General features: G+C 61.9%; 20 protein-coding genes. 14 read left to right on the forward strand and 6 right to left on the reverse strand.

What is annotated here, in order from left to right; genetic code table 11:
- Positions 1–16: 16 nt before the first annotated feature.
- Entirely contained in the window at positions 17–1,303 is a 1,287-nt protein-coding gene (locus tag C8C92_RS07330) for an MFS transporter (RefSeq protein ID WP_165829311.1), read from the forward strand.
- Between the two features lie 5 nt (positions 1,304–1,308).
- Here the strand turns inward: C8C92_RS07330 and C8C92_RS07335 are convergent, their stop codons facing one another.
- Entirely contained in the window at positions 1,309–1,956 is a 648-nt protein-coding gene (locus tag C8C92_RS07335) for a hypothetical protein (protein ID WP_133250710.1), read from the reverse strand.
- 173 nt (positions 1,957–2,129) lie between these two features.
- Here C8C92_RS07335 and C8C92_RS07340 point away from each other — a divergent pair, with 173 nt between their 5' ends.
- Positions 2,130–2,456 (forward strand): hypothetical protein, encoded by a 327-nt coding sequence (locus C8C92_RS07340; protein WP_116743405.1) that lies wholly within the window; start codon positions 2,130–2,132, stop codon positions 2,454–2,456.
- Between the two features lie 24 nt (positions 2,457–2,480).
- On the opposite strand, the gene C8C92_RS07345 is transcribed toward C8C92_RS07340, so the two are convergent.
- Both C8C92_RS07345 and C8C92_RS07350 read right to left on the reverse strand, forming a co-directional pair.
- A complete protein-coding gene (locus C8C92_RS07345; protein ID WP_116743406.1) occupies positions 2,481–3,350 on the reverse strand; it encodes a LytTR family DNA-binding domain-containing protein in 870 nt (289 codons plus the stop codon).
- On the reverse strand, positions 3,347–4,450 hold the full coding sequence (locus C8C92_RS07350) for a histidine kinase (RefSeq protein WP_116743407.1): 1,104 nt from the start codon (positions 4,448–4,450) through the stop codon (positions 3,347–3,349). Before C8C92_RS07350 ends, C8C92_RS07345 begins: the two co-directional genes overlap by 4 nt.
- A 198-nt stretch (positions 4,451–4,648) precedes the next feature.
- On the opposite strand from C8C92_RS07350, the gene ugpQ reads away from it, so the two are divergent.
- Positions 4,649–5,392 (forward strand): glycerophosphodiester phosphodiesterase, encoded by a 744-nt coding sequence (gene ugpQ, locus C8C92_RS07355; RefSeq protein ID WP_116743408.1) that lies wholly within the window; start codon positions 4,649–4,651, stop codon positions 5,390–5,392.
- A gap of 107 nt (positions 5,393–5,499) precedes the next feature.
- Here the strand turns inward: ugpQ and C8C92_RS07360 are convergent, their stop codons facing one another.
- The gene (locus C8C92_RS07360) at positions 5,500–7,524 is read right to left on the reverse strand and encodes a TonB-dependent receptor (RefSeq protein ID WP_116743409.1); all 2,025 of its coding nucleotides are present in this window, start codon (positions 7,522–7,524) and stop codon (positions 5,500–5,502) included.
- 204 nt (positions 7,525–7,728) lie between these two features.
- On the opposite strand from C8C92_RS07360, the gene C8C92_RS07365 reads away from it, so the two are divergent.
- From C8C92_RS07365 to C8C92_RS07390, 6 genes are all read left to right on the forward strand, one after another.
- A complete protein-coding gene (locus C8C92_RS07365) occupies positions 7,729–8,187 on the forward strand; it encodes a transcriptional repressor (RefSeq protein ID WP_116743410.1) in 459 nt (152 codons plus the stop codon).
- A 119-nt stretch (positions 8,188–8,306) separates the two neighbouring features.
- On the forward strand, positions 8,307–10,925 hold the full coding sequence (alaS, locus tag C8C92_RS07370) for an alanine--tRNA ligase (RefSeq protein WP_116743411.1): 2,619 nt from the start codon (positions 8,307–8,309) through the stop codon (positions 10,923–10,925).
- 200 nt (positions 10,926–11,125) lie between these two features.
- Positions 11,126–11,383: a sulfurtransferase TusA family protein gene (locus C8C92_RS07375; protein WP_225317265.1), complete on the forward strand. Its 258-nt coding sequence runs from the start codon at positions 11,126–11,128 to the stop codon at positions 11,381–11,383.
- Between the two features lie 243 nt (positions 11,384–11,626).
- On the forward strand, positions 11,627–12,376 hold the full coding sequence (locus tag C8C92_RS07380) for an electron transfer flavoprotein subunit beta/FixA family protein (RefSeq protein ID WP_116743412.1): 750 nt from the start codon (positions 11,627–11,629) through the stop codon (positions 12,374–12,376).
- Between the two features lie 76 nt (positions 12,377–12,452).
- Positions 12,453–13,385, forward strand: a complete 933-nt coding sequence (locus C8C92_RS07385; RefSeq protein WP_077400542.1) for an FAD-binding protein — start codon at positions 12,453–12,455, stop codon at positions 13,383–13,385.
- 89 nt (positions 13,386–13,474) lie between these two features.
- Positions 13,475–15,265, forward strand: coding sequence for an acyl-CoA dehydrogenase (locus C8C92_RS07390; RefSeq protein ID WP_116743413.1), 1,791 nt, complete (start codon positions 13,475–13,477; stop codon positions 15,263–15,265).
- A gap of 75 nt (positions 15,266–15,340) precedes the next feature.
- Here the strand turns inward: C8C92_RS07390 and C8C92_RS07395 are convergent, their stop codons facing one another.
- Together C8C92_RS07395 and C8C92_RS07400 are read right to left on the reverse strand one after the other, a co-directional pair.
- Positions 15,341–15,967: a glycine zipper 2TM domain-containing protein gene (locus C8C92_RS07395; protein ID WP_096234180.1), complete on the reverse strand. Its 627-nt coding sequence runs from the start codon at positions 15,965–15,967 to the stop codon at positions 15,341–15,343.
- Positions 15,968–16,102: 135 nt separating this feature from the next.
- Positions 16,103–16,537 carry an NINE protein gene (locus tag C8C92_RS07400; protein ID WP_116743414.1) on the reverse strand — a complete coding sequence of 145 codons (435 nt, stop codon included), beginning with the start codon at positions 16,535–16,537 and terminating at the stop codon, positions 16,103–16,105.
- Positions 16,538–16,814: 277 nt separating this feature from the next.
- On the opposite strand from C8C92_RS07400, the gene rpsP reads away from it, so the two are divergent.
- The 5 genes from rpsP to C8C92_RS07425 all read left to right on the forward strand — a co-directional run bounded on the left by rpsP (position 16,815) and on the right by C8C92_RS07425 (position 19,689).
- Positions 16,815–17,066, forward strand: a complete 252-nt coding sequence (gene rpsP, locus C8C92_RS07405; protein ID WP_010395524.1) for a 30S ribosomal protein S16 — start codon at positions 16,815–16,817, stop codon at positions 17,064–17,066.
- Positions 17,067–17,079: 13 nt separating this feature from the next.
- The gene (rimM, locus tag C8C92_RS07410; RefSeq protein WP_116743415.1) at positions 17,080–17,637 is read left to right on the forward strand and encodes a ribosome maturation factor RimM; all 558 of its coding nucleotides are present in this window, start codon (positions 17,080–17,082) and stop codon (positions 17,635–17,637) included.
- Between the two features lie 50 nt (positions 17,638–17,687).
- Complete coding sequence (gene trmD, locus C8C92_RS07415; protein WP_099760360.1) at positions 17,688–18,434, forward strand: tRNA (guanosine(37)-N1)-methyltransferase TrmD; 747 nt, start codon at positions 17,688–17,690, stop codon at positions 18,432–18,434.
- Between the two features lie 130 nt (positions 18,435–18,564).
- Positions 18,565–18,948 carry a 50S ribosomal protein L19 gene (gene rplS, locus C8C92_RS07420; RefSeq protein WP_071079077.1) on the forward strand — a complete coding sequence of 128 codons (384 nt, stop codon included), beginning with the start codon at positions 18,565–18,567 and terminating at the stop codon, positions 18,946–18,948.
- Positions 18,949–19,029: 81 nt separating this feature from the next.
- Positions 19,030–19,689, forward strand: coding sequence for a CoA pyrophosphatase (locus C8C92_RS07425; protein WP_099760359.1), 660 nt, complete (start codon positions 19,030–19,032; stop codon positions 19,687–19,689).
- The last annotated feature ends 93 nt before the right edge of the window (positions 19,690–19,782 follow it).

Here is a 19,782-nt window from a genome sequence, read left to right on the forward strand (position 1 = left end):
CTTTTGAAACACGGCCATGTCTGATTCATCGCTCGCTTTTGCCCCCGCTGCCCCATCGGCCATCCCGGTTTCCGCTCCTAGTCCCGGTCCCGCTCCCCGTTCGGCTATCGCCAAGGGGTCGATTGAATTCAAGCGCAGCAACCGCGCCCTGTTCTTCGGCGGCTTTTCCACTTTCAGCTTGCTGTACTGCATCCAGCCCCTGTTCCCGCTGTTGTCGCAGCAGTTCCACCTGACGCCGGCGCAGAGTAGCTGGTCGCTGTCCGTGTCGAGCGGCTTGCTGGCCATTTCCTTGGTGCTGCTGAGCGCCGTCTCGGACCGCATCGGCCGCAAGCCCTTGATGGTGGCGTCGATGTTTTCCGCCGCCATATTGACGATTCTGTCCGCCTTCGCGCAGGATTACGCGCAGCTGCTGGCGATCCGCGCGGCGCTGGGCGTGGCCCTGGGCGGCATGCCGGCCGTGGCCATGGCTTACCTGGGCGAGGAAATCGAGGGCCCGTCGCTGGGACTGTCGATGGGCTTGTATATTGCCGGCAGCGCGTTTGGCGGCATGTCGGGGCGCCTGATCGCCTCCATGCTCAGCGATTTCCTCTCGTGGCGCTGGGCCCTGGGCGTGCTGGGCGTGGCCGGCGTGCTGGCGGCAGCGGAATTCTGGCGCAGCCTGCCCGCATCGAAAAATTTCGTGCCCAGTACCCGTGGCTGGAATGCCTTGCCGCACGCCATCAAACAGCATTTTTCCGACCGGGGCTTGCCGTGGCTGTTTTGCCTGGCATTCCTGCTGATGGGCTGTTTTGTCAGCCTGTATAACTACATCGGTTACCGCCTGCTGGCCGCGCCGTTCAACTTGCGCCAGAGCACGGTCGGCTTGCTAGCCTTTTTGTACCTGATCGGCATCTTCAGTTCCGTCTGGGCGGGACGCCTGGTGGACCGCCTGGGGCGCCGCGGCGTGCTGTGGATCATGCTGTCGGTGATGCTGGCCGGCATTCTGCTGACCCTGTTCGACTCGCTGCCGCTGATCGTCATCGGCATGGCGCTCGCCACCTTCGGCTTCTTCGCCTCGCACTCGATCGCCAGCAGCTGGGTCAGCCGCCGCGCGCGCGCGCCGCAGGCGCTGGCTTCGGCCTTCTATCTGCTGTTCTATTACCTCGGTTCCAGCCTGATCGGTTCCGCCTCGGGCATGATGTGGGGCTTCGACGGCTGGACGGGCGTCATCATCATGCTGGGCCTGTGCCTGGGCGGCGGCGTGCTGATCGCCTTGCGCCTGCGCCATCTGCAGCCGCTGGGCGCGCGCGAAGCGGTGGGCTGAGACGGCTATTTGGGACAGTTGCCGATCATCGTTTCCCCCTGCTTGCCCGCGCGCGTGGTCACGCACAAGGTGCCCAGCGCGCTGGTGATTTTATACGTGCGGCTGCCCTTGGCTGCATTCGCGCCCACTTCCTCGATTTTTGACGCTTCATACCATTTCGGCGGCACGGCCGCGTAGGCCTCGGCAAAGCCTTGCTGCATGCGCTTGAAGCCCGTGTCGTCCAGTTTTTGTTCGCCGCGCTGCGGGAATTCCTTGCGCAACTCCCTGTCGATCTTGCCCACGTCGCGTTTGGCTTGCGCCAGGATCTCGGCCGCGCTGGGCGGCGGGACGAGCGTGATCGCTTCCGGCGTTGCCGGCGCTGGCGCCTGCGCGACGTTGGCGGCGGGCGGGGGTCGGCTGACGGGCGCCAAGATGGGCAAATTCGGCAGGCGTGGCACGCGCGCGGTGGCTGGTTTGATGCTGGGCAAGGGCAGGGGCTTGGGCGGCACCGGGAGCGTGTGGCGCAGCCAGCTGATGGCCGGACCTTGCGGCAGGTTCTCGTCAGAGGCAATGCGCGGTCGCGACTGAACGATGACATAGGCCAGTCCCGCGTGCAGCAGGACGATCAGCAGCAAGCCGGGCGCGCGGCGGGGCAGGGGTGGCAAAGAGGTCATGGAGGGCATGGTGGTTCAGGTACGCCAATGTATCCGAGGTATTTGAATATTATCTAAAATGTCACAAGCACTTGCAAAAAAGTGCCTCATGGAAATTTCAATGCCTTGGCGGGCGGTGGGGAACCTTGGATTGGCCTGACGATCCAACTGCAGATAGCATGGGAGGACACATCATGATGCAGGTAAAGGAAGTGGCACGGCGCTTTGGCGCCATCGAACACGCGATCGGCCAGGCGGCCCAGCTGTGCGGCAAACAGCTGGGCATGCCCATGGATTTGAAAGATTGCATCAACCAGATGGACCAGCAAAAAAGTGCAGTGCGGCAAGCCATCGACACGCAAGACGATGCGCGCATCCGCCAGGCGGTCGACCAGATGGAGTCGCTGGGCGACCGCGCCAAGCGGGCCTGCGGCACGGCGTCCAGCGTGACGCCGGAAATGAAGAGCGCCGTGCTCAGGGTGCACGATGAATTGTCGGACCTGAAGCATCAGCTGCACTAGGTGTTGCCAGGTGTTGTAAGCGTTTTACATCTGGCGGAACAGATGGGCATACAAGGGACTGACGCGCAGCTGCGCCGGGTGCTGGCGCAGGGTCAGCGACAGCTTGCCCGCGTCGTCGCGCACGGCCGTGGCGATGGCGCTGGCGTTGACGATGGTGCCCCGGTGAATTTGCCAGAATTGTTGCGGGTCCAGCTGGGGTAGCAACTCCTTCAGACTCGTGCGTATCAGCGCTTCGCTGTCCTGGCACACGACGTTGATGTATTTGTCCAGCGCTTCGAAATACACGACGTCGGCCAGGGCGATCATGCGCACGCTGTTGCCGACGGCCGCCCGTATCATTTGCAGGCGCGGCGCGGGCGGCAGCATGGCTTGCAGCTGGCTCAGCAGTCGGGCCAGGTTGTCGTCGCTGGCGGACGCTGTTTCCGTCGTCGCCAAGGGGGGCGTCGTGGTGGCTGCCCCTGCCCCTGCCGTTGGGGTTGCTGTTGTTGTAGCGTTGCTGCTGTCGCGCAGGCGCTGCTGCAGGCGTTCCACCGTCTTGCCCAGGCGTGCATCGTTGACGGGTTTTAGCACGTAATCGGCGGCTGCGTGCTCGAAGGCGGCCAGTGCGTATTCATCGTAGGCCGTGACGAACACGATGTGGGGAAACGCAATACCGTCGGGCCACTGCTCCGCCAGTTCTTCGGCCGCTTCCAGGCCCGTCTTGCCTGGCATCTTGATGTCGAGAAAGAGGATGTCGGGCTGCAGCGCCAGGCCTTGCCGCAAGGCTTCCACGCCGTTGGGACAGGTGGCGACAATGTCGAGTTCCGGCCACAGCCGCTGCAAGGCGTGCGCGAGGGCGGCGGCAAGGATGGGTTCGTCTTCGGCGATCAGGGCGCGCGGGATGTGGTGGCTCATGCGAGGGGACTCGTGATGGTGGGTGGAAGGGGGAGTGTCAGGCGGGCGACGACACCTGCCCGATGGTTGGTGGCCAGCGACAGGCTGGCGGCATCGCCATGCATGCCGCGCAGGCGTTCGCGGATATTCGCCACGCCAAGGTGCGTGCCCTTGGTCTGGCCCGGATGATCGAGGCCCAGGCCATCGTCGGCAACCGTCAGGATCAGCACGCCGCCTTCCGTGGACGCTTGCACGTGGATATGGCCGCCTTCGATCTTTGGTTCGAGGCCGTGCTGGATGGCGTTTTCCACCAGCGGCTGCAGCAGCATGGGTGGCACTTTGATATCGCGCAAGGCCGCAGGCAAGTTCAAGGTAAAGCGCAGGCGCGCGCCCATGCGGGTGGACATCAGGCCCAGGTAGGCTTGCATCAGGGAAAACTCCTGCTCCAGGGTGGTGGACCCGGCACGCGAGGAAGAGAGGGTGGCGCGCAGATACTGGATCAATTGATCGAGCAGCAGCTGGGCGCGGTCCGGATCAAAGCTGATCAGGCCCTGCAGATTGGCCAGCGTGTTGAACAGCATGTGCGGTTCGATCTGCGCTTGAAGCAGTTGCAGTTGCGCTTGCATGGCTTGGCGCGCCACGGATTCGGCGCGGGCTTTTTCCTGGGCCGCCTCCATTTGCAGGCGCGCAATTTTTTCGCGGCTGCCGAAGAACAGGATGGCCGCTCCCGCCGCCGCCAAGGTGAACACCGTCATGCCGACATTGCGTGGCGACATGGAAACGGGCGCGGGCACGTCGATATTGGCCAGCCAGCCGAACAGCATGGTGCCGCCAACTTGCGCCACGGCGGCGCTGACGATGATGAGGGTAGTGAAGGGCAGCAATGGGACGCGCCGCTGTTCGCCCCAGCACGCCAGGCGGATGCCGTCGATGAGCAGGAAAGCAATACTGCCGATGCACATCGAGGCCAGCAGGTTGAGCCAGAAGCTTTGTCCGCCGCTCAGCACGAAGGTGACGAAGAGGGCGCACAGCACATTGAGCAGCAGCGCATAACGGGCATCGGCCAGCAGGCGCCGGTAGGGAAAGCCCGTCTTGCGGGGGGCTGCGTCGGTAGTGTGCATGCGGGACTGCTTTCAGGTGGGCGCTCGGGTTGGCAATGCGGCAATTATGGGCGGCTCTGCACGCGGGCGCAACGCGGTTGCGACGAAACTGTGCGGATGTGGCGCCAATCGCCTGATCGTGTCCTTTACACAGTGGCGCTTGCGCGCGATGATGGCACGACGTCTTGATCGACAACCTCATCACGATAAAGGAACAGCATGTGGCCCTACCCACGCACCCTGGCGCACCGCGGCGGCGGTACCCTGGCGCCTGAAAATACCCTGGCCGCCCTGCGCTGCGGCCTGGCCTACGGCTACCGCGCCGTGGAGTTCGACGTCATGCTGGCGTCCGACGGCGTGCCCGTCGTCGTGCATGACCCGGAGCTGGGCCGCACGGTGGCCGGCAGCGGCCATGTCAACGATTACACGGCCGCGCAGCTGGGCGCCATGGAAGCGGGCGCCTGGTTCGGCCCGCAGTTCGCGGGCGAAGGCGTGCCCACGTTTGACGCCGTGGTGGCGTATTGCAAGGCGCAGCGCATCTGGATGAATGTCGAAATCAAGCCGGCACCCGGCGTTGACGTGGCCACGGGCGCGGCGGTGGCGCGGACCACGCGCGATTATTTCGCGAAGGAAATTGCTGCAGGAGAGTTATTGCCGCTGCTATCGTCGTTCAGCATCGCCGCACTGGAAGCGGCGCGTCAGGCGGCACCGGAACTGGCGCGCGGCTGGCTGGTCGAAGCGATACCATCTGATTGGGCGCAAAAGTCAAAGGAGCTGGACGTGGCGGCGATTCATTGCGACCATCAGCAGCTGACGCCGGAACTGGCGCGAGAGGTAAAGGCGGCAGGATACGGGCTGTTCTGCTACACCGTCAACACCCCGGAACGGGCCAGCGAACTGCTGGCCTGGGGCGTGGATGGGTTTTGCACGGACCGGATCGATATTATTCCATCCATGGCGTAGGTCGGATTAGCGGGGCAAAGCCCCGCGTAATCCGACAACATTGTTGACGTTATTGGTGTTGTCGGCTTACGCGCTTGCGCGCTAAGCCGACCTACGTTTCAAACAGCTTAGAAAGTCACGCGCATGCCGACGGTGACATTGCGCCCCATCAAAGGCGCCGCATTCTTGATGAATGAAGTATGGCTGTACGCCAGTTCATTCGTCAGGTTGTTCGCCTTGATGTAGAACTGGGCCGGCGTCGTGCCGATGCGGGTGTCGTAGTTGGCGGACAGGTTCAGCATGTTGTAGCCCGGGGTTGCCGTTTCAAACGCCGCCACTTTATCCTGCTTGCCCACGCGGTAGAGCTCGGCCACGCCGCTCCACGCTTGCCAGCTGGCGTCAAGCTTCACGCCGACGCGCTGGGCTGGGATGCGCGGCAAGTTTTTATTGTTGCCTGCGCCACCGTCGGCCAGCTTGGCCCTGACGTAATCGCCGAACACGCTGGCGCCGAACATGGGGTTCAGCTGCTGGCGGATTTGCCCTTCCACGCCCGTAAACGTGGCGTCGCGCTGGGCGTACTGGATCAGCTGGAAGCCTTCGTGGTTATCCAGCGTGGAGCCGAAGATGTAGTTGTCGACCTTGTTGCGGTAAGCGCTGGCCGAGAAGGTCGTGGCGCCTGCATATTTGCGCAAGGTCAGGTCGATATTGTTCGACGTTTCCTTGCCCAGGTTTTGATTGCCCAGTTCATACGTGGCCGTGGCCATGTGCACGCCGTGCGCATACAATTCCTCGGCGCTGGGCAAACGGTGCGTGCGCGAGATGGTCGACCCCAGGGAATACTGGGGCGCGAATTTCCACACGGCGCCCAGCGACACGGACGTGCCCTTGGCGCTGCGGTCCTGCAAGGTGGCGCTGTCGACCGTGATGTCTTGCCATTCGTGGCGCAAGCCAGCCTCGAAGCGCCATTGGTCGAGCTTGTATTCTTCCACCAGGAAGGCCGCGTGTTTTTTGGTCACCGTTGGCGCTACATACGCTTCTTCGCCCAGGGCGGAGAAATCGCGCTTCGATGTTTGCAGGCCCACCACGCCGCGCCAGCCGAAGACGGGATGGTGTTCCATTTCCAGGCGCGCGTCGTGGCCCTTGTTCTTGAACGTGGTGGCAATTTCCGTGCCTTCGATTTCGTCGTGCTTGTAGTCGGTGAACGCGGCGCGCAGGCGCAGCTTGGCGAAGCCGGGCACGGGATCGCGCAATTCGCCGCGCACATCCCAGCGCTCGCTCTTCAGTTTTACGTAGGGAACGGCACCATCTTCGTGGTCGTGGTCATGTTCCTCTTCAGCACCGTGGTCGTGGCCTTCGTGGCCGCCGCAATGCAGGTGCGTGCCATGCGGGTGGCAGCTTGCGAATTCATGGTTGTGGCCAGGCAAGCCGTATTCCGCGTGCTGGCTGGTGAAGGCCAGGCCCAGGAAGCCGCGTTGACCCACCCACGACACGCCCACGCTGCCCGTGTCCGTCTTGTTGTAGCTGCCGGCCACCTTGGAGCCGCCTTCCCAGCCGCTGCCGACCTTGTATTCCTTCGCATCGCGCTTGACGCCTTCCGCGTGGAAAGCGATGTTGCCGGAGCCGCCAGTCACTTCAAAGGCGCCCGCTTTTTCGCGCGCGGCCGAATTGGCGCGCACTTCCGCGCTGCCTTCGAAACCTTTTGCTGGCACGCGCGTGGGGATTTTCTTGTCGATCACATTGACGACGCCGCCGACGGCGCCGCCGCCATAGGCCAGCGCGGACGGGCCGCGCAAGACTTCAATCTGTTCCGACAGCATCGGCTCGGCCGCGACAGCATGGTCGGGGCTGATGGTCGACGCATCCTGCACTTCGGCGCCGTCGGACAACACCTTGACGCGCGGGCCATCCATGCCGCGGATGATGGGACGGCTGGCGCCGGCGCCGAAATGGCTGGAGGTGATGCCGGGTTGTCCCGCCAGGGTCTCGCCCAGGGTCGCAGCCCTTGCCAGCACCAGTGCTTCGCCTTCCAGTACGGTCACTGGCGTGCTCATGTCGTCGCTGCCCAGGGCCAGGGCGCTGGCCGAAACGGTGACGGCTGGCAAGGTGGCGGTTTGCTGCGCCAGGGCGCTGGCAGGGGCGGCAAAGGCCAACATGATGGCCAGCGCGAGGGGAGTTGGTTGTTGAGGACGGACGGACATGGGCAAGAGTTCCTTTATCGGCTATCGGTGTTTGCGGGGTTTGGGCAGGCGCTTGCCGGATGGGGTGACTGCCCGAAGATGATAATGATAACCCATTATCATTACTGTGTGACAGTTTTCCGGGCAGGAGATGCAGGCGGATGGTGTATTCTGTCGGCTATGGAACGCACAACACGTCAAAAAACCGCTATACAAGCCGCCATCGAGTCGGCCCAGCGCCCCCTGTCGGCGCAGGAAATTCTCGAGCAGGCCAGCTTGCAAGTGACGCAGCTGGGCATCGCCACCGTTTACCGCAATTTAAAATCGCTGGTGCTGGAAGAAAAAGTGCACGTGGTGACCTTGCCGGGCGAAAACCCGCGCTACGAGTCGAACACGGCCGCCAATCATCACCACCACCATTTCCAGTGCACCACCTGCCAGCGCGTGTTCGACGTGCATGATTGCCCGGGCGACTTGAAGCGCATGGCGCCGCAAGGCTTTGTCGTCGAGCGCCACGAACTGACCCTGTACGGCCGCTGCGCCGACTGCAATACCGCCGCCGGCGCCACGGCCGCAGCGGGGAGCGCCGCCGTTGCCGCCACTGTGCACGCTTGTGCCAGCCACCACGACCCGGCCTGAGCTGGCAGGCTGTCGATGTTGGCACGGGCGCAACAATGCCCTGGCCAGCCGTCATTGCCGCACCCCATATCACGTATAATCTTCCCTTTAAAGCTGCCGCCACTTTTTGCCAAAAAAACATGAAATCATCTGAAATCCGCGACAAGTTCCTCAAATTTTTCGAATCCAAGGGCCATTCCATCGTCCGTTCCAGCTCCCTGGTGCCAGGCAACGATCCGACCTTGCTGTTGACGAACAGCGGCATGGTGCAATTCAAGGATGTGTTTACGGGCACGGACAGCCGTCCGTACACGCGTGCCACCTCGGTGCAGCGCTGCGTGCGCGCCGGCGGCAAGCACAACGATCTGGAAAACGTCGGCTACACGGCGCGCCACCATACCTTCTTTGAAATGCTGGGCAACTTCAGCTTCGGCGACTATTTCAAGCGCGACGCGATTCAATACGCGTGGGAACTGCTGACCAAGGTGTATGGCTTGCCGGCTGACAAACTGACCGTCACCGTCTACATCGAAGATGACGAAGCGTACGACATCTGGGCGAAAGAAATCGGCGTGCCCGTCGAGCGCATCATCCGCATCGGCGACAACAAGGGGGCGCGCTACGCGTCGGACAATTTCTGGCAGATGGCGGATACGGGCCCATGCGGTCCGTGCACGGAAATCTTCTACGACCACGGCGCCGACATTCCTGGTGGCCCGCCGGGCTCGCCGGACGAAGATGGCGACCGTTTCATTGAAATCTGGAACCTGGTGTTCATGCAGTTCAACCGCGACGAAGCGGGCGTCATGCACAAGTTGCCGAAGCCGTGCGTCGACACGGGCATGGGCATGGAGCGCCTGGCCGCCGTGCTGCAGCACGTGCATTCGAACTATGAGATCGACCTGTTCCAGCATTTGATCCGCGCCGCCGCGCGCGAAACGGGCGCCACGGATCTGGAAAACAAGTCGCTGCGCGTGATCGCCGACCACATCCGCTCCGCCGCCTTCATGATCGTCGACGGCGTCATTCCGGGCAGCGAAGGCCGCGCGTATGTCTTGCGCCGCATCATCCGCCGCGCCCTGCGCCATGGCCACAAGCTGGGCCAGACGAAACCGTTCTTCTACAAGCTGGTCGCTGACCTGGCCATCGAGATGGGCGGCGCCTATCCGGAGCTGGAAGACGCGAAAGACAACGTCGCCAACATGCTCAAAGCCGAAGAAGAGCGTTTCGGCGAAACCCTGGAAACGGGCATGAAAGTGCTGGAAGCGCAGCTGGCCAAGGATGCCACGGGCATCGACGGCGCCACCGCGTTTACTTTGTACGAAACGTATGGCTTCCCGCCGGACCTGACGGCCGACATCTGCCGCGAACGCAACATCACGTTCGACCAGGTGGGCTACGACGCGGCCCTGAAGGAAAGCCAGGAACTGTCGCGCAAGGGCGGCAAAACGCACAAGGACAGCAAGGTCGAGTACACGGGCGAGAAAAACACATTCGTCGGCTACGATCAATTGACGTTCAGCGGCAAGGTCGTGGCGCTGTACGCGGCCGGCACGCCGGTCACGGAACTGAAGGCGGGCCAGGAAGGCATCGTCGTGCTCGACACCACGCCGTTCTACGCGGAATCGGGCGGCCAGGTGGGCGACCAGGGCGTGATCGCCTCGGGCGCCGGCAGCTTTGCCGTCAGCGACACGCTGAAAATCCAGGCGGACGTGTTCGGCCACCACGGCGTGCTGGAGTCCGGTGTATTGAAAGTGGGCGACGCCGTCTCGGCGCAAGTCGATACGGCCAAGCGCGCGCGCACCATCCGCAACCACTCGGCCACGCACTTGATGCACAAGGCCCTGCGCGAAGTGCTGGGCAGCCACGTGGCGCAAAAGGGCTCGCTGGTCGACCCGGACAAAACCCGTTTCGACTTCAGCCACCATGCGCCGATGACGGCGGAACAGATCGTCGCCGTGGAAACCATCGTCAATAAAGAGATCCTGGAAAACCGCGCCACGCAAGCCCATTTGATGTCGTTTGACGACGCCGTCAAGCATGGCGCGATGGCCCTGTTCGGCGAGAAATACGGCGACGAAGTGCGCGTGCTCGACATCGGCAGCTCGAAAGAGCTGTGCGGCGGCGTCCACGTGCAGCGCACGGGCGATATCGGCCTGTTCAAGATCATCGGCGAAAGCGGCGTGGCCGCCGGCATTCGCCGCGTGGAAGCGGTGACGGGCGAGGGCGCGCTGGCGCTGGTGCAAACCATCAACCGCCGCCTGGTCGAAGCAGCGCAAGCGCTGAAGGCGCAGCCGGAAGAGCTGACTGCCCGTATCGGACAGGTGCAAGACCATGTGAAGGCGCTGGAGAAGGAACTGGCTGCGCTGAAATCGAAACTGGCTTCCGGCCAGGGCGATGAGCTGGTTACGCAAGCCGTCGATGTGAACGGCATCAAGGTGCTGGCCGCCGTGCTCGATGGCGCCGACGTGGCCCGTCTGCGCGAAACCATGGACAAGCTGAAAGACAAGCTGAAGACGGCTGCCATCGTGCTGGCCAGCGTGACGGATGGCAAGGTCAGCCTGATCGCCGGCGTCACGGCGGACGCCACTTCCCGTGTCAAAGCGGGCGAACTGGTGAACTTCGTTGCACAGCAAGTGGGCGGAAAAGGCGGCGGACGCCCCGATATGGCGCAAGCGGGCGGTACCGATCCGAGTGGTCTGGCGAATGCCCTGGCCGGCGTACCGGCCTGGATCGGCGAACGCGCGACACAGGCGTAAGCTAGAGGACATGCGGGGTTTGCGCCCCACAGCCCCTTGAAAACGGCCCGCAGACGATGTTTGCGGGCCGTTATTTCTTTTGGAATCCCGTTGTGACCCCACAACAGCCGATGAACTATTTTGGTGCAGCGCGTCAATGCCCCTGATTTAGAGTAGTATGTCGAAAATCAGTACAACAAAACAATGGTGGGATATTGATGATGAGCGACACACTACTTGATACCGAGATTATGGAATTTCACAAAGAACTCGACGCGCGCGGCTTGAATTGCCCGTTGCCGATTCTGAAGGCGAAAAAGGCTTTGTCAGAGCTGCAGAGTGGGGAAGTGCTGCGCATCATGGCAACCGATCCCGGTTCCGTGCGTGACTTTCAGGCTTTCGCCAAGCAAACGGGCAATGCCCTGCTGTCGCATGTGCAGACGGGTACCGAATTCGTCTTCCTGATGCAACGCAAATAATTCTGCCAGCCGGGGCCGCCGTGGCGCGGCCTGGTTTTCCTTCCCTTGCCGGCTTTTTTGCTGCCCTGCAGCGTAGCGGCAGACTCCCCTGAAATCCCCGAAGCTGGACAGTTTAGATGGTTTGCTCTAACAAAAAATCGCACGATCGTGCTTAAATTCGGTTCAGGATTCAAATTTCTCTTATAATCGAACGCACAATCAGCACTTGATCCGTCATTTTTATAATTTCCCAAAGGCATAGCTATGAAAGTCTTGGTACCCGTCAAACGCGTGGTCGACTATAACGTCAAAGTCCGCGTCAAGAGTGACGGCACTGGCGTCGATACCGCCAACGTCAAAATGTCGATGAACCCTTTCGATGAGATCGCGCTGGAAGAAGCGATGCGCCTGAAAGAGGGCGGCAAGGTCACTGAAGTGGTCGCCATCTCCTGCGGCGTGACGCAGTGCCAGGAAACCCTGCGCACCGCCATGGCCATTGGCGCCGACCGCGGCATCCTGGTGGAAACGACGACCGAACTGGAACCGCTGGCCGTGGCCAAGCTGGTGAAAGCCCTGGCCGAGAAAGAGCAGCCGCAATTGATCATCCTGGGCAAGCAAGCCATCGATGACGACAGCAACCAGACCGGCCAGATGCTCGCTGCCCTGCTGGGTTGGCCGCAAGCCACGTTCGCCTCGAAAGTCGTGCTGGAAGACGGCAAAGTCACCGTCACCCGCGAAGTCGACGGCGGCCTGGAAACCCTGGCATTGACCTTGCCAGCGATCATCACCACCGACCTGCGTCTGAACGAGCCACGCTATGTGACCTTGCCGAACATCATGAAGGCCAAGAAAAAGCCGCTCGAGACCGTCAAGCCGGAAGACCTGGGCGTCGACGTCGCGCCACGCCTGAAGACCCTGAAAGTCGTCGAGCCAGCCAAGCGCTCGGCCGGCATCAAGGTACCGGACGTCGCTACGCTGGTCGCCAAGCTGCGTACCGAAGCCAAGGTTATTTAAACATACCCCAAGACAAAAACTGGGGTCAGACCTGGAAGGTCCGACCCCCGGCACTTGCACATTACTAGGAATAATCATGGTCGCATTAGTTATTGCTGAACACGACAACGCTACCTTAAAGGGTAGCACCCACCACACCGTGACCGCAGCTGCCCAGTGCGGCGGCGACGTGCACGTGCTCGTCGCAGGTTCGAACGCCTCGGCTGCCGCCGCTGCCGCCGCGCAAATCGCCGGCGTGACGAAAGTCATCGTGGCCGACGCGCCATACTTCGCCGACGGCCTGGCCGAAAACGTGGCCGAGCAAGTGCTGGCCATCGCCGGCAACTACAGCCACATCCTGGCGCCAGCCACCGCCTACGGCAAGAACATCCTGCCGCGCGTCGCTGCCAAGCTGGACGTGGCGCAAATCTCGGAAATCACCAAGGTCGACTCGCCTGACACGTTCGAGCGTCCGATCTACGCCGGTAACGCCATTGCCACCGTGCAATCTGGCGACAAGGTCAAGGTCATCACCGTGCGCACCACCGGTTTCGACGCCGCTGCCGCCACCGGCGGTTCGGCTGCCACCGAAACCGTCGCCGCCGTTGCCGATGCCGGCAAATCGGCCTTCGTGGGCCGCGAGCTGGCCAAGTCCGACCGTCCTGAACTGACCGCCGCGAAAATCATCGTGTCGGGCGGCCGTGGCATGGGTTCGGCCGAGAACTTCCACATCCTGGAGCCGCTGGCCGACAAGCTGGGCGCCGCCATGGGTGCTTCGCGCGCCGCCGTCGACGCCGGTTTCGTGCCGAACGACTGGCAAGTGGGCCAGACGGGCAAGATCGTCGCGCCATCGCTGTACATCGCCGTCGGTATCTCGGGCGCGATCCAGCATCTGGCCGGCATGAAAGACTCGAAAACCATCGTCGCCATCAACAAGGATCCGGAAGCACCGATCTTTGCCGTGGCTGACTACGGCATCGTGGGCGATCTGTTCGAGATCGTGCCGCAACTGGTCAAAGAACTGGGTTAATTAAACCCCTTCCGGTTTTGTTACTGACAGAGCCACGCCGGCCCGCCCCACACGGCGAGCCGCGCGTGGCTTTTTTCTTGGAGAAATAGATGAGCTATCAAGCCCCGCTGAAAGATATGTTGTTCGTCATGAACGAACTGGCCGGCCTGGCCGAAATCCATACTTTGCCTGGCTGCGAAGACGCCACGCCCGACACGGCCGAAGCCGTGCTGGAAGAGAACGCCAAATTCTGCGGCGCCGTGGTGGCCCCCCTGAACTGGCCCAGCGACAAGGATCCGAGTTTCTGGCACGACGGGCAAGTGACCACCTCGAAAGGCTTCAAGGAAGCCTTCAAGGCGTATGGCGAAGCGGGCTGGCAAGGCGTGCAGCATCCGACCGAATTCGGCGGCCAGGGTTTGCCCAAGCTGCTGGCCACGCCGTGCATCGAAATGCTCAATTCCGCCAGCATCTCGTTTGCCCTGGTCGCGCTGTTGTCGGACGGCGCCATCGAAGCGCTGCTGACGGCCGGCAGCGATGAGCAAAAGGCGGTCTACCTGGAAAACCTGGTGTCGGGCAAGTGGACGGGCACCATGAACCTGACCGAGCCGCAAGCCGGTTCCGACCTGGCCGCCGTGCGCACGCGCGCCGTGCCGCAGGGCGATGGCACCTATAAAGTGTTTGGCACGAAGATTTTCATCACGTATGGCGAGCACGACATGGCGGAAAACATCGTCCATCTGGTGCTGGCCCGCACGCCGGACGCGCCCGCAGGCGTGAAAGGCATTTCGCTGTTCATCGTGCCGAAATTCCTCGTCAATGCGGACGGCAGCCTGGGTGCGCGCAACGACGCGCATTGCGTGTCGATCGAGCACAAGCTGGGCATCAAGGCCAGCCCGACGGCCGTGCTGCAGTTCGGCGACCACGGCGGCGCCATCGGCACCCTGGTGGGCGAGGAAAACCGCGGTCTCGAATACATGTTCATCATGATGAATGCGGCCCGTTTCGGTGTCGGCTTGCAGGGCATCGGCCTGGCCGAGCGCGCTTACCAGCAGGCGGTGGCGTTCGCCAAGGACCGCGTGCAGTCGCGCGACCTGGCCGGCTCGCCCGGTCCCGTTTCCATCATCCACCACCCGGACGTACGCCGCATGCTGATGTCGATGCGCTCGCAGACGGAGGCGGCGCGTGCGCTGGCCTACGTGGGCGCGGCCATCAGCGACGTGGCGCACCACCATCCGGAGGCCGAAGTGCGCGCGGAAAGCCTGGCGACGTATGAATACCTGGTGCCCGTGATCAAGGGTTGGGCCACGGAAATGTCGCAGGATGTCACGCGCGACGGCGTGCAAGTGCATGGCGGCATGGGTTTCATTGAAGAAACAGGCGCTGCCCAGCATTACCGTGACGCCAAGATCCTGACGATCTACGAAGGCACGACGGCGATCCAGGCGAACGACCTCGTGGGCCGCAAGACGGTGCGCGACGGCGGCGCCGTGGCGAAAGCCATCATCGCCCAGGTGCGCGCCACGGAAGCCCAGTTGGGCGAGCTCTCCGGCGCCGACTTCCAGGCCATGCAGCGCCACCTGGCCGAAGGCAGCGCCGCGCTTGAAGCGGTGGTCGAGTACGTGGTGGCGAACATGAAGACGGACATCAAGGCCGTGTTTGCGGGCAGCGTGCCGTATCTGAAGCTGGCCGGCATCGTGCTGGGCGGCTGGCAAATGGCGCGCGCGGCCGTGGTGGCGCAGCAAAGGCTGGGAGAAGGCAGCGGCGACGCGGCGTTCTACAAGGCAAAAATCGCCACGGCGCGCTTCTTTGCCGACCACATCCTGTCGCAAGCGCCAGGCTTGCGCGCCACCATCATCGACGGCAGCGCCGGTGTGATGGCCTTGTCGGAAGAGCAGTTTTAAGCTTAGCTAACCCAACTGCAAATGCCGGGGTCGGACCCTGAGGGTCCGACCCCAGTCCTTGCTTTTGGGTTCAGCTTACCTTCTGGCAATGCCATTGCCGGAATTGCGTACGAGGTCGCCAGCGGCCAGCCCCGGATCCTGGTCAAACGCGAAGTCGGCCTTGGCGCCCGTTTCGTATTGCACGGTGACGGTCCAGGTCTTGGCATTTTTCATGTGGCCTTCGACTTGCTTGCCGGCATACGCGCCGCCAGCGGCGCCGGCCAGGGTGGCCAGGTCCTTGCCGCGTCCGCCACCGACCTGGCGGCCCAGCAGGGCGCCGGCCACACCGCCGCCGATCATGCCCAGCGCGCCACCTTCACCGGCCTTCTCGGCGACATTGACTGCCAGCACCTTGCCGCAATCGGCGCAGATCTGGTGTTGTGGCTGCTTGGAAGGCTGGCTGGCGTAGGAATTGCCCGCTTTCTGTGCGGCCTTGGCATTGATGATGGCCTGGTCGTATTCGCTCTTGGCGTCGCGCAAGCACTGCATGCGGGCTTTCGAGCTGCTTTCTTCTGCGCACAATTTCTTGTCGTCCGCGTAGCGCGTGTTCGCTTGCTTCGTGTCGTAGGTGTATTGCGCCTTCGGCGACAGGTTTTGCGCGAAGGCGGAGGTGCTGAACAGGGCCGTGATGGCCACTGCGAGGATGAGTGGGCGACGAATCATGATCTTCTCCTAGGGGTGTGGAATATGCCAGTAATGTCGGCATTGTGAATGCAGTATAGGTGAAAATCATGATTGCTTACCAACACTTACATGTGCGTGCGCGAGGCAATAGCTGGTGCCATTTCCGTGCAGAAATTAACCGTAGGCGCCGCCTGTGTACAGCAAGTCGAACAGGCGCGCCATGGTGGCGATCAGCACGCCCGCACCGAGCATCAAGGTGGCAACCAGCACCACAGCCAGGGGCCAGCCCGTGTCCGACAGGCGGCCGGACGCGGCGTTGTAGCGCGCATCCCACTTGTCGTCCGGCATCAGGCCCAGCACCAGCGCTTCCAGGAAGCCGACCAGGGCGGACAGGGTCAGCGGCAATAGCTGGTAAAACCAGTCGGCCTCGGGAAGCAGCTGGCGCAGCAGCAGGGAGGCGGGCAGGGCGGCCAGGTGCAGCCAGCCCCAGCGGTCTTTGCTGCCATGCAGGTAGAAGCGGTGTGCGCCCAGCATGCCCAGCAGGAAGGCCAGCAAGGTAGTGAAGGCCTTGTTCTTGTGCGACTGTTGCAAAATGGTAGCGGTGGTCATGGGACTCCAGAGTTGCTCATCGGTAAAGATTGCCAGTATCGGTCATTGTCTCGCACAACGATAGCACTTTCCTGTGGCGTTTATACAATGATTTGGCCTGATTTCCAGTCATGGCCGGCACGATAGGCGCAGACGCCTATTGCGTCTTCGGTCATGACTGGTCATAATGTTTGATTAGCCCAAATTACACGCCCGTCATCATAACGCTTGCTGCCTGGCGGTAAAGCGCGCTATAATTTGCGGCTTTTTCCGCCTCAGCACACTTTTTGGAAATATTATGGTCGTTATTCGTTTAGCTCGTGGAGGCGCCAAGAAGCGCCCGTTCTTCAACATCGTCGCTACAGATTCGCGCAATCGCCGCGATGGTCGCTTCATTGAGCGTATCGGTTTTTACAACCCGATGGCGCAAGGTGGCGAAGTTCCACTGCGTATCACCGCAGACCGTCTGGCCTACTGGCAAGGCGTTGGCGCACAATTGTCGCCAACCGTTGCTCGCCTGGTTGCCAGCAACAACAAAGCAGCAGCTTAATTAGATCACTGGTTTGACGGTCAAGACTGCATCCGGGGTGAAAGTCCCCGATGACCTGGTACAGGTAGGCTATGTCTCCGGTGCTTATGGCATTGCTGGCGGGGTCAGGATCACTCCTTTCTCCGACGACGCGGATGCATTATTAAGCGTTAAAACCTGGTGGTTTGATAAACCGACCTTGCATGATGTTGAAGTCAGGCAAGCGAAGTTACACGGCGGCGACGTCGTGGCCCAGCTGGTGGGTGTGGTCGGGCGGGATGCCGCAGAAGCGCTGAAAGGCGTCTCTGTGCAAATTCCGCGTAGCCATTTCCCGACGCTGACGGCCGATGAATTTTATTGGTCCGATCTGATCGGACTGACAGTCGAGAATTTGCAAGGCGAGTGCCTCGGCACAGTGCACGACATGATGAGCAATGGTCCGCAGTCGATCTTGCGCGTTACGCCCGTGGCCGCTGCCGATGAGACAGTTGAAAAGGCGCCTGAGCGCCTGATCCCGTTTGTTGGCCAGTTTGTCATTAACGTTGACAAGACCGCCAACAAGATCACGGTCGACTGGGGCCTCGATTATTAAACCGCCTGCGCATAATTTTGCGCCGGGCAAACATTGCAGGATGGTGAACGATGCAATTTGATGTCGTGACCCTGTTCCCGGAAATGTTTGCTGCGCTGACGCAGTCGGGTGTGACCCGGCGCGCCTTCGAGCAGGGGAAATGTGGCTTGTCGCTGTGGAATCCCCGTGATTTCACGACCGACAATCACCGTACCGTGGATGACCGCCCGTATGGCGGCGGCCCCGGCATGGTGATGATGGCGCGTCCCCTCGAAGCGACAATTAATGCCGCCAAGCAACGCCAGACCGAACTCGGCCTGGCGGCGCCCCGCGTGGTGTTCATGTCGCCGCAAGGTCGTGCGCTGACGCACGAGCGCGTCACGCAACTGAAAGCCGAACCTGGTTTGGTGATCCTGTGTGGCCGCTATGAAGCCGTGGACCAGCGTTTGCTGGACCGTTGCGTCGACGAAGAAATCAGCGTCGGCGACTTTGTCCTGTCGGGCGGTGAATTGCCCGCCATGGCACTGATGGATGCGGTGATTCGCCTGTTGCCGGGTGTCTTGAACACCGAGGCATCAGCCATCGAGGATAGCTTCGTCAATGGCTTGCTCGATTCGCCGCACTATACGCGGCCGGAAACATATGAAGGCATGGCCGTGCCGCCCGTCTTGATGGGTGGCAATCATGCCGAGATCGTCAAGTGGCGCCGCCAGCGCATGCTGGAAGCGACCGCGACGAAGCGGCCTGACCTGCTGGTCAGCGCACGCGCCGCCGGCTTGCTCAGCAAGACCGACGAAAAATTCTTGGCCAGCCTGTAAGCCGTCTCTGACGGTCGGCAGGGTGGTCAGTAGTGCCGGGCATGTTGCCCAAATTGTGTTACCCATCCTCTACCGGGCGGATACTTGCTATCCACAGTGCGCCGGCATGATGGTTTTCGGAGTGTTAAAAATGGACTTGATTCAACAATTAGAGCAGGAAGAAATTGCTCGTCTGGGTAAAACCATTCCTGACTTCGCACCAGGCGATACCGTTATCGTCAGCGTCAACGTAGTCGAAGGTACGCGCAAGCGCGCCCAGGCTTACGAAGGCGTCGTTATCTCCCGTCGTAACCGTGGCCTGAACTCGAACTTTATCGTTCGTAAGATCTCGTCCGGCGAAGGCGTCGAGCGTACGTTCCAACTGTACTCGCCGCTGATCGCTTCGATCGAAGTGAAACGCCGTGGTGATGTTCGCCGCGCCAAGCTGTACTATCTGCGTGAGCGTTCGGGTAAATCGGCGCGTATCAAAGAAAAATTGCCAAATCGCCGCGTTGTGGCGAAAGCAAGCGCGTAATATCAGCGTCTGCGTTGGGAAAAGGGGTGCCGGTTATGGTGCCCCTTTTTTTATTCTGTATTGCTAATGGGACAAGCTGCCATGGCCACCATCGCATTTGATCCACAACAACTAGCCATCGATTCGATCGCCGGTGAGGCGGCGCTGGACGCCGTGCGCCTGACGCCCGCCTGGCTGCGCCAGCGCCTGGCCGAACAGCCTGACTGGCAACCCGAGATTACCCAGGATTTCCTCTCCGCCCGCGCCGTGCCCGTGCGCGCCGCCGTGCTCATTCCCCTCGTGCAACGGCCGCATGGTTTGACCATCTTGCTGACCATGCGCACGGACCACCTGAGCAGCCATGCGGGCCAGGTCAGCTTTCCCGGCGGGCGCAGCGAAGCCTTCGATGCGTCGCCCATCGCCACGGCCTTGCGCGAAACGGAAGAAGAAGTTGGCCTGGCGCGCGAGCACATCGAAGTGCTGGGCGACCTGCCCGATTACCTGACGGGCACCGGCTACCAGGTGACGCCCGTGGTGGGCCTGGTGACGCCGCCGTTCGAACTGCGCGCCGACCCGTCCGAAGTGGCGGAAATCTTCGAAGTGCCGCTGGCCTTCCTCATGGATGGCCTCAACCACCAGCGCCTGTCGGTGGAATTGCCCGGCGGACGGCGCTCGTTCTACGCCATGCCCTACGAGCGCTTCTACATTTGGGGCGCCACCGCTGGCATGCTGCGCAATCTGTTTCACCTCTTGCGCGCGTAAAATGATGCCGCGCACGTAATAAGTTTGATTCCAGCACGGCACTGCGCTATCGTAGCGGGCATTGCGGTATTGCTGAAAAAGACAAAAAGGACG

The sequence above is a fragment of the Janthinobacterium sp. 78 genome (assembly GCF_003096775.1).
Taxonomy (GTDB): domain Bacteria; phylum Pseudomonadota; class Gammaproteobacteria; order Burkholderiales; family Burkholderiaceae_D; genus Janthinobacterium; species Janthinobacterium tructae.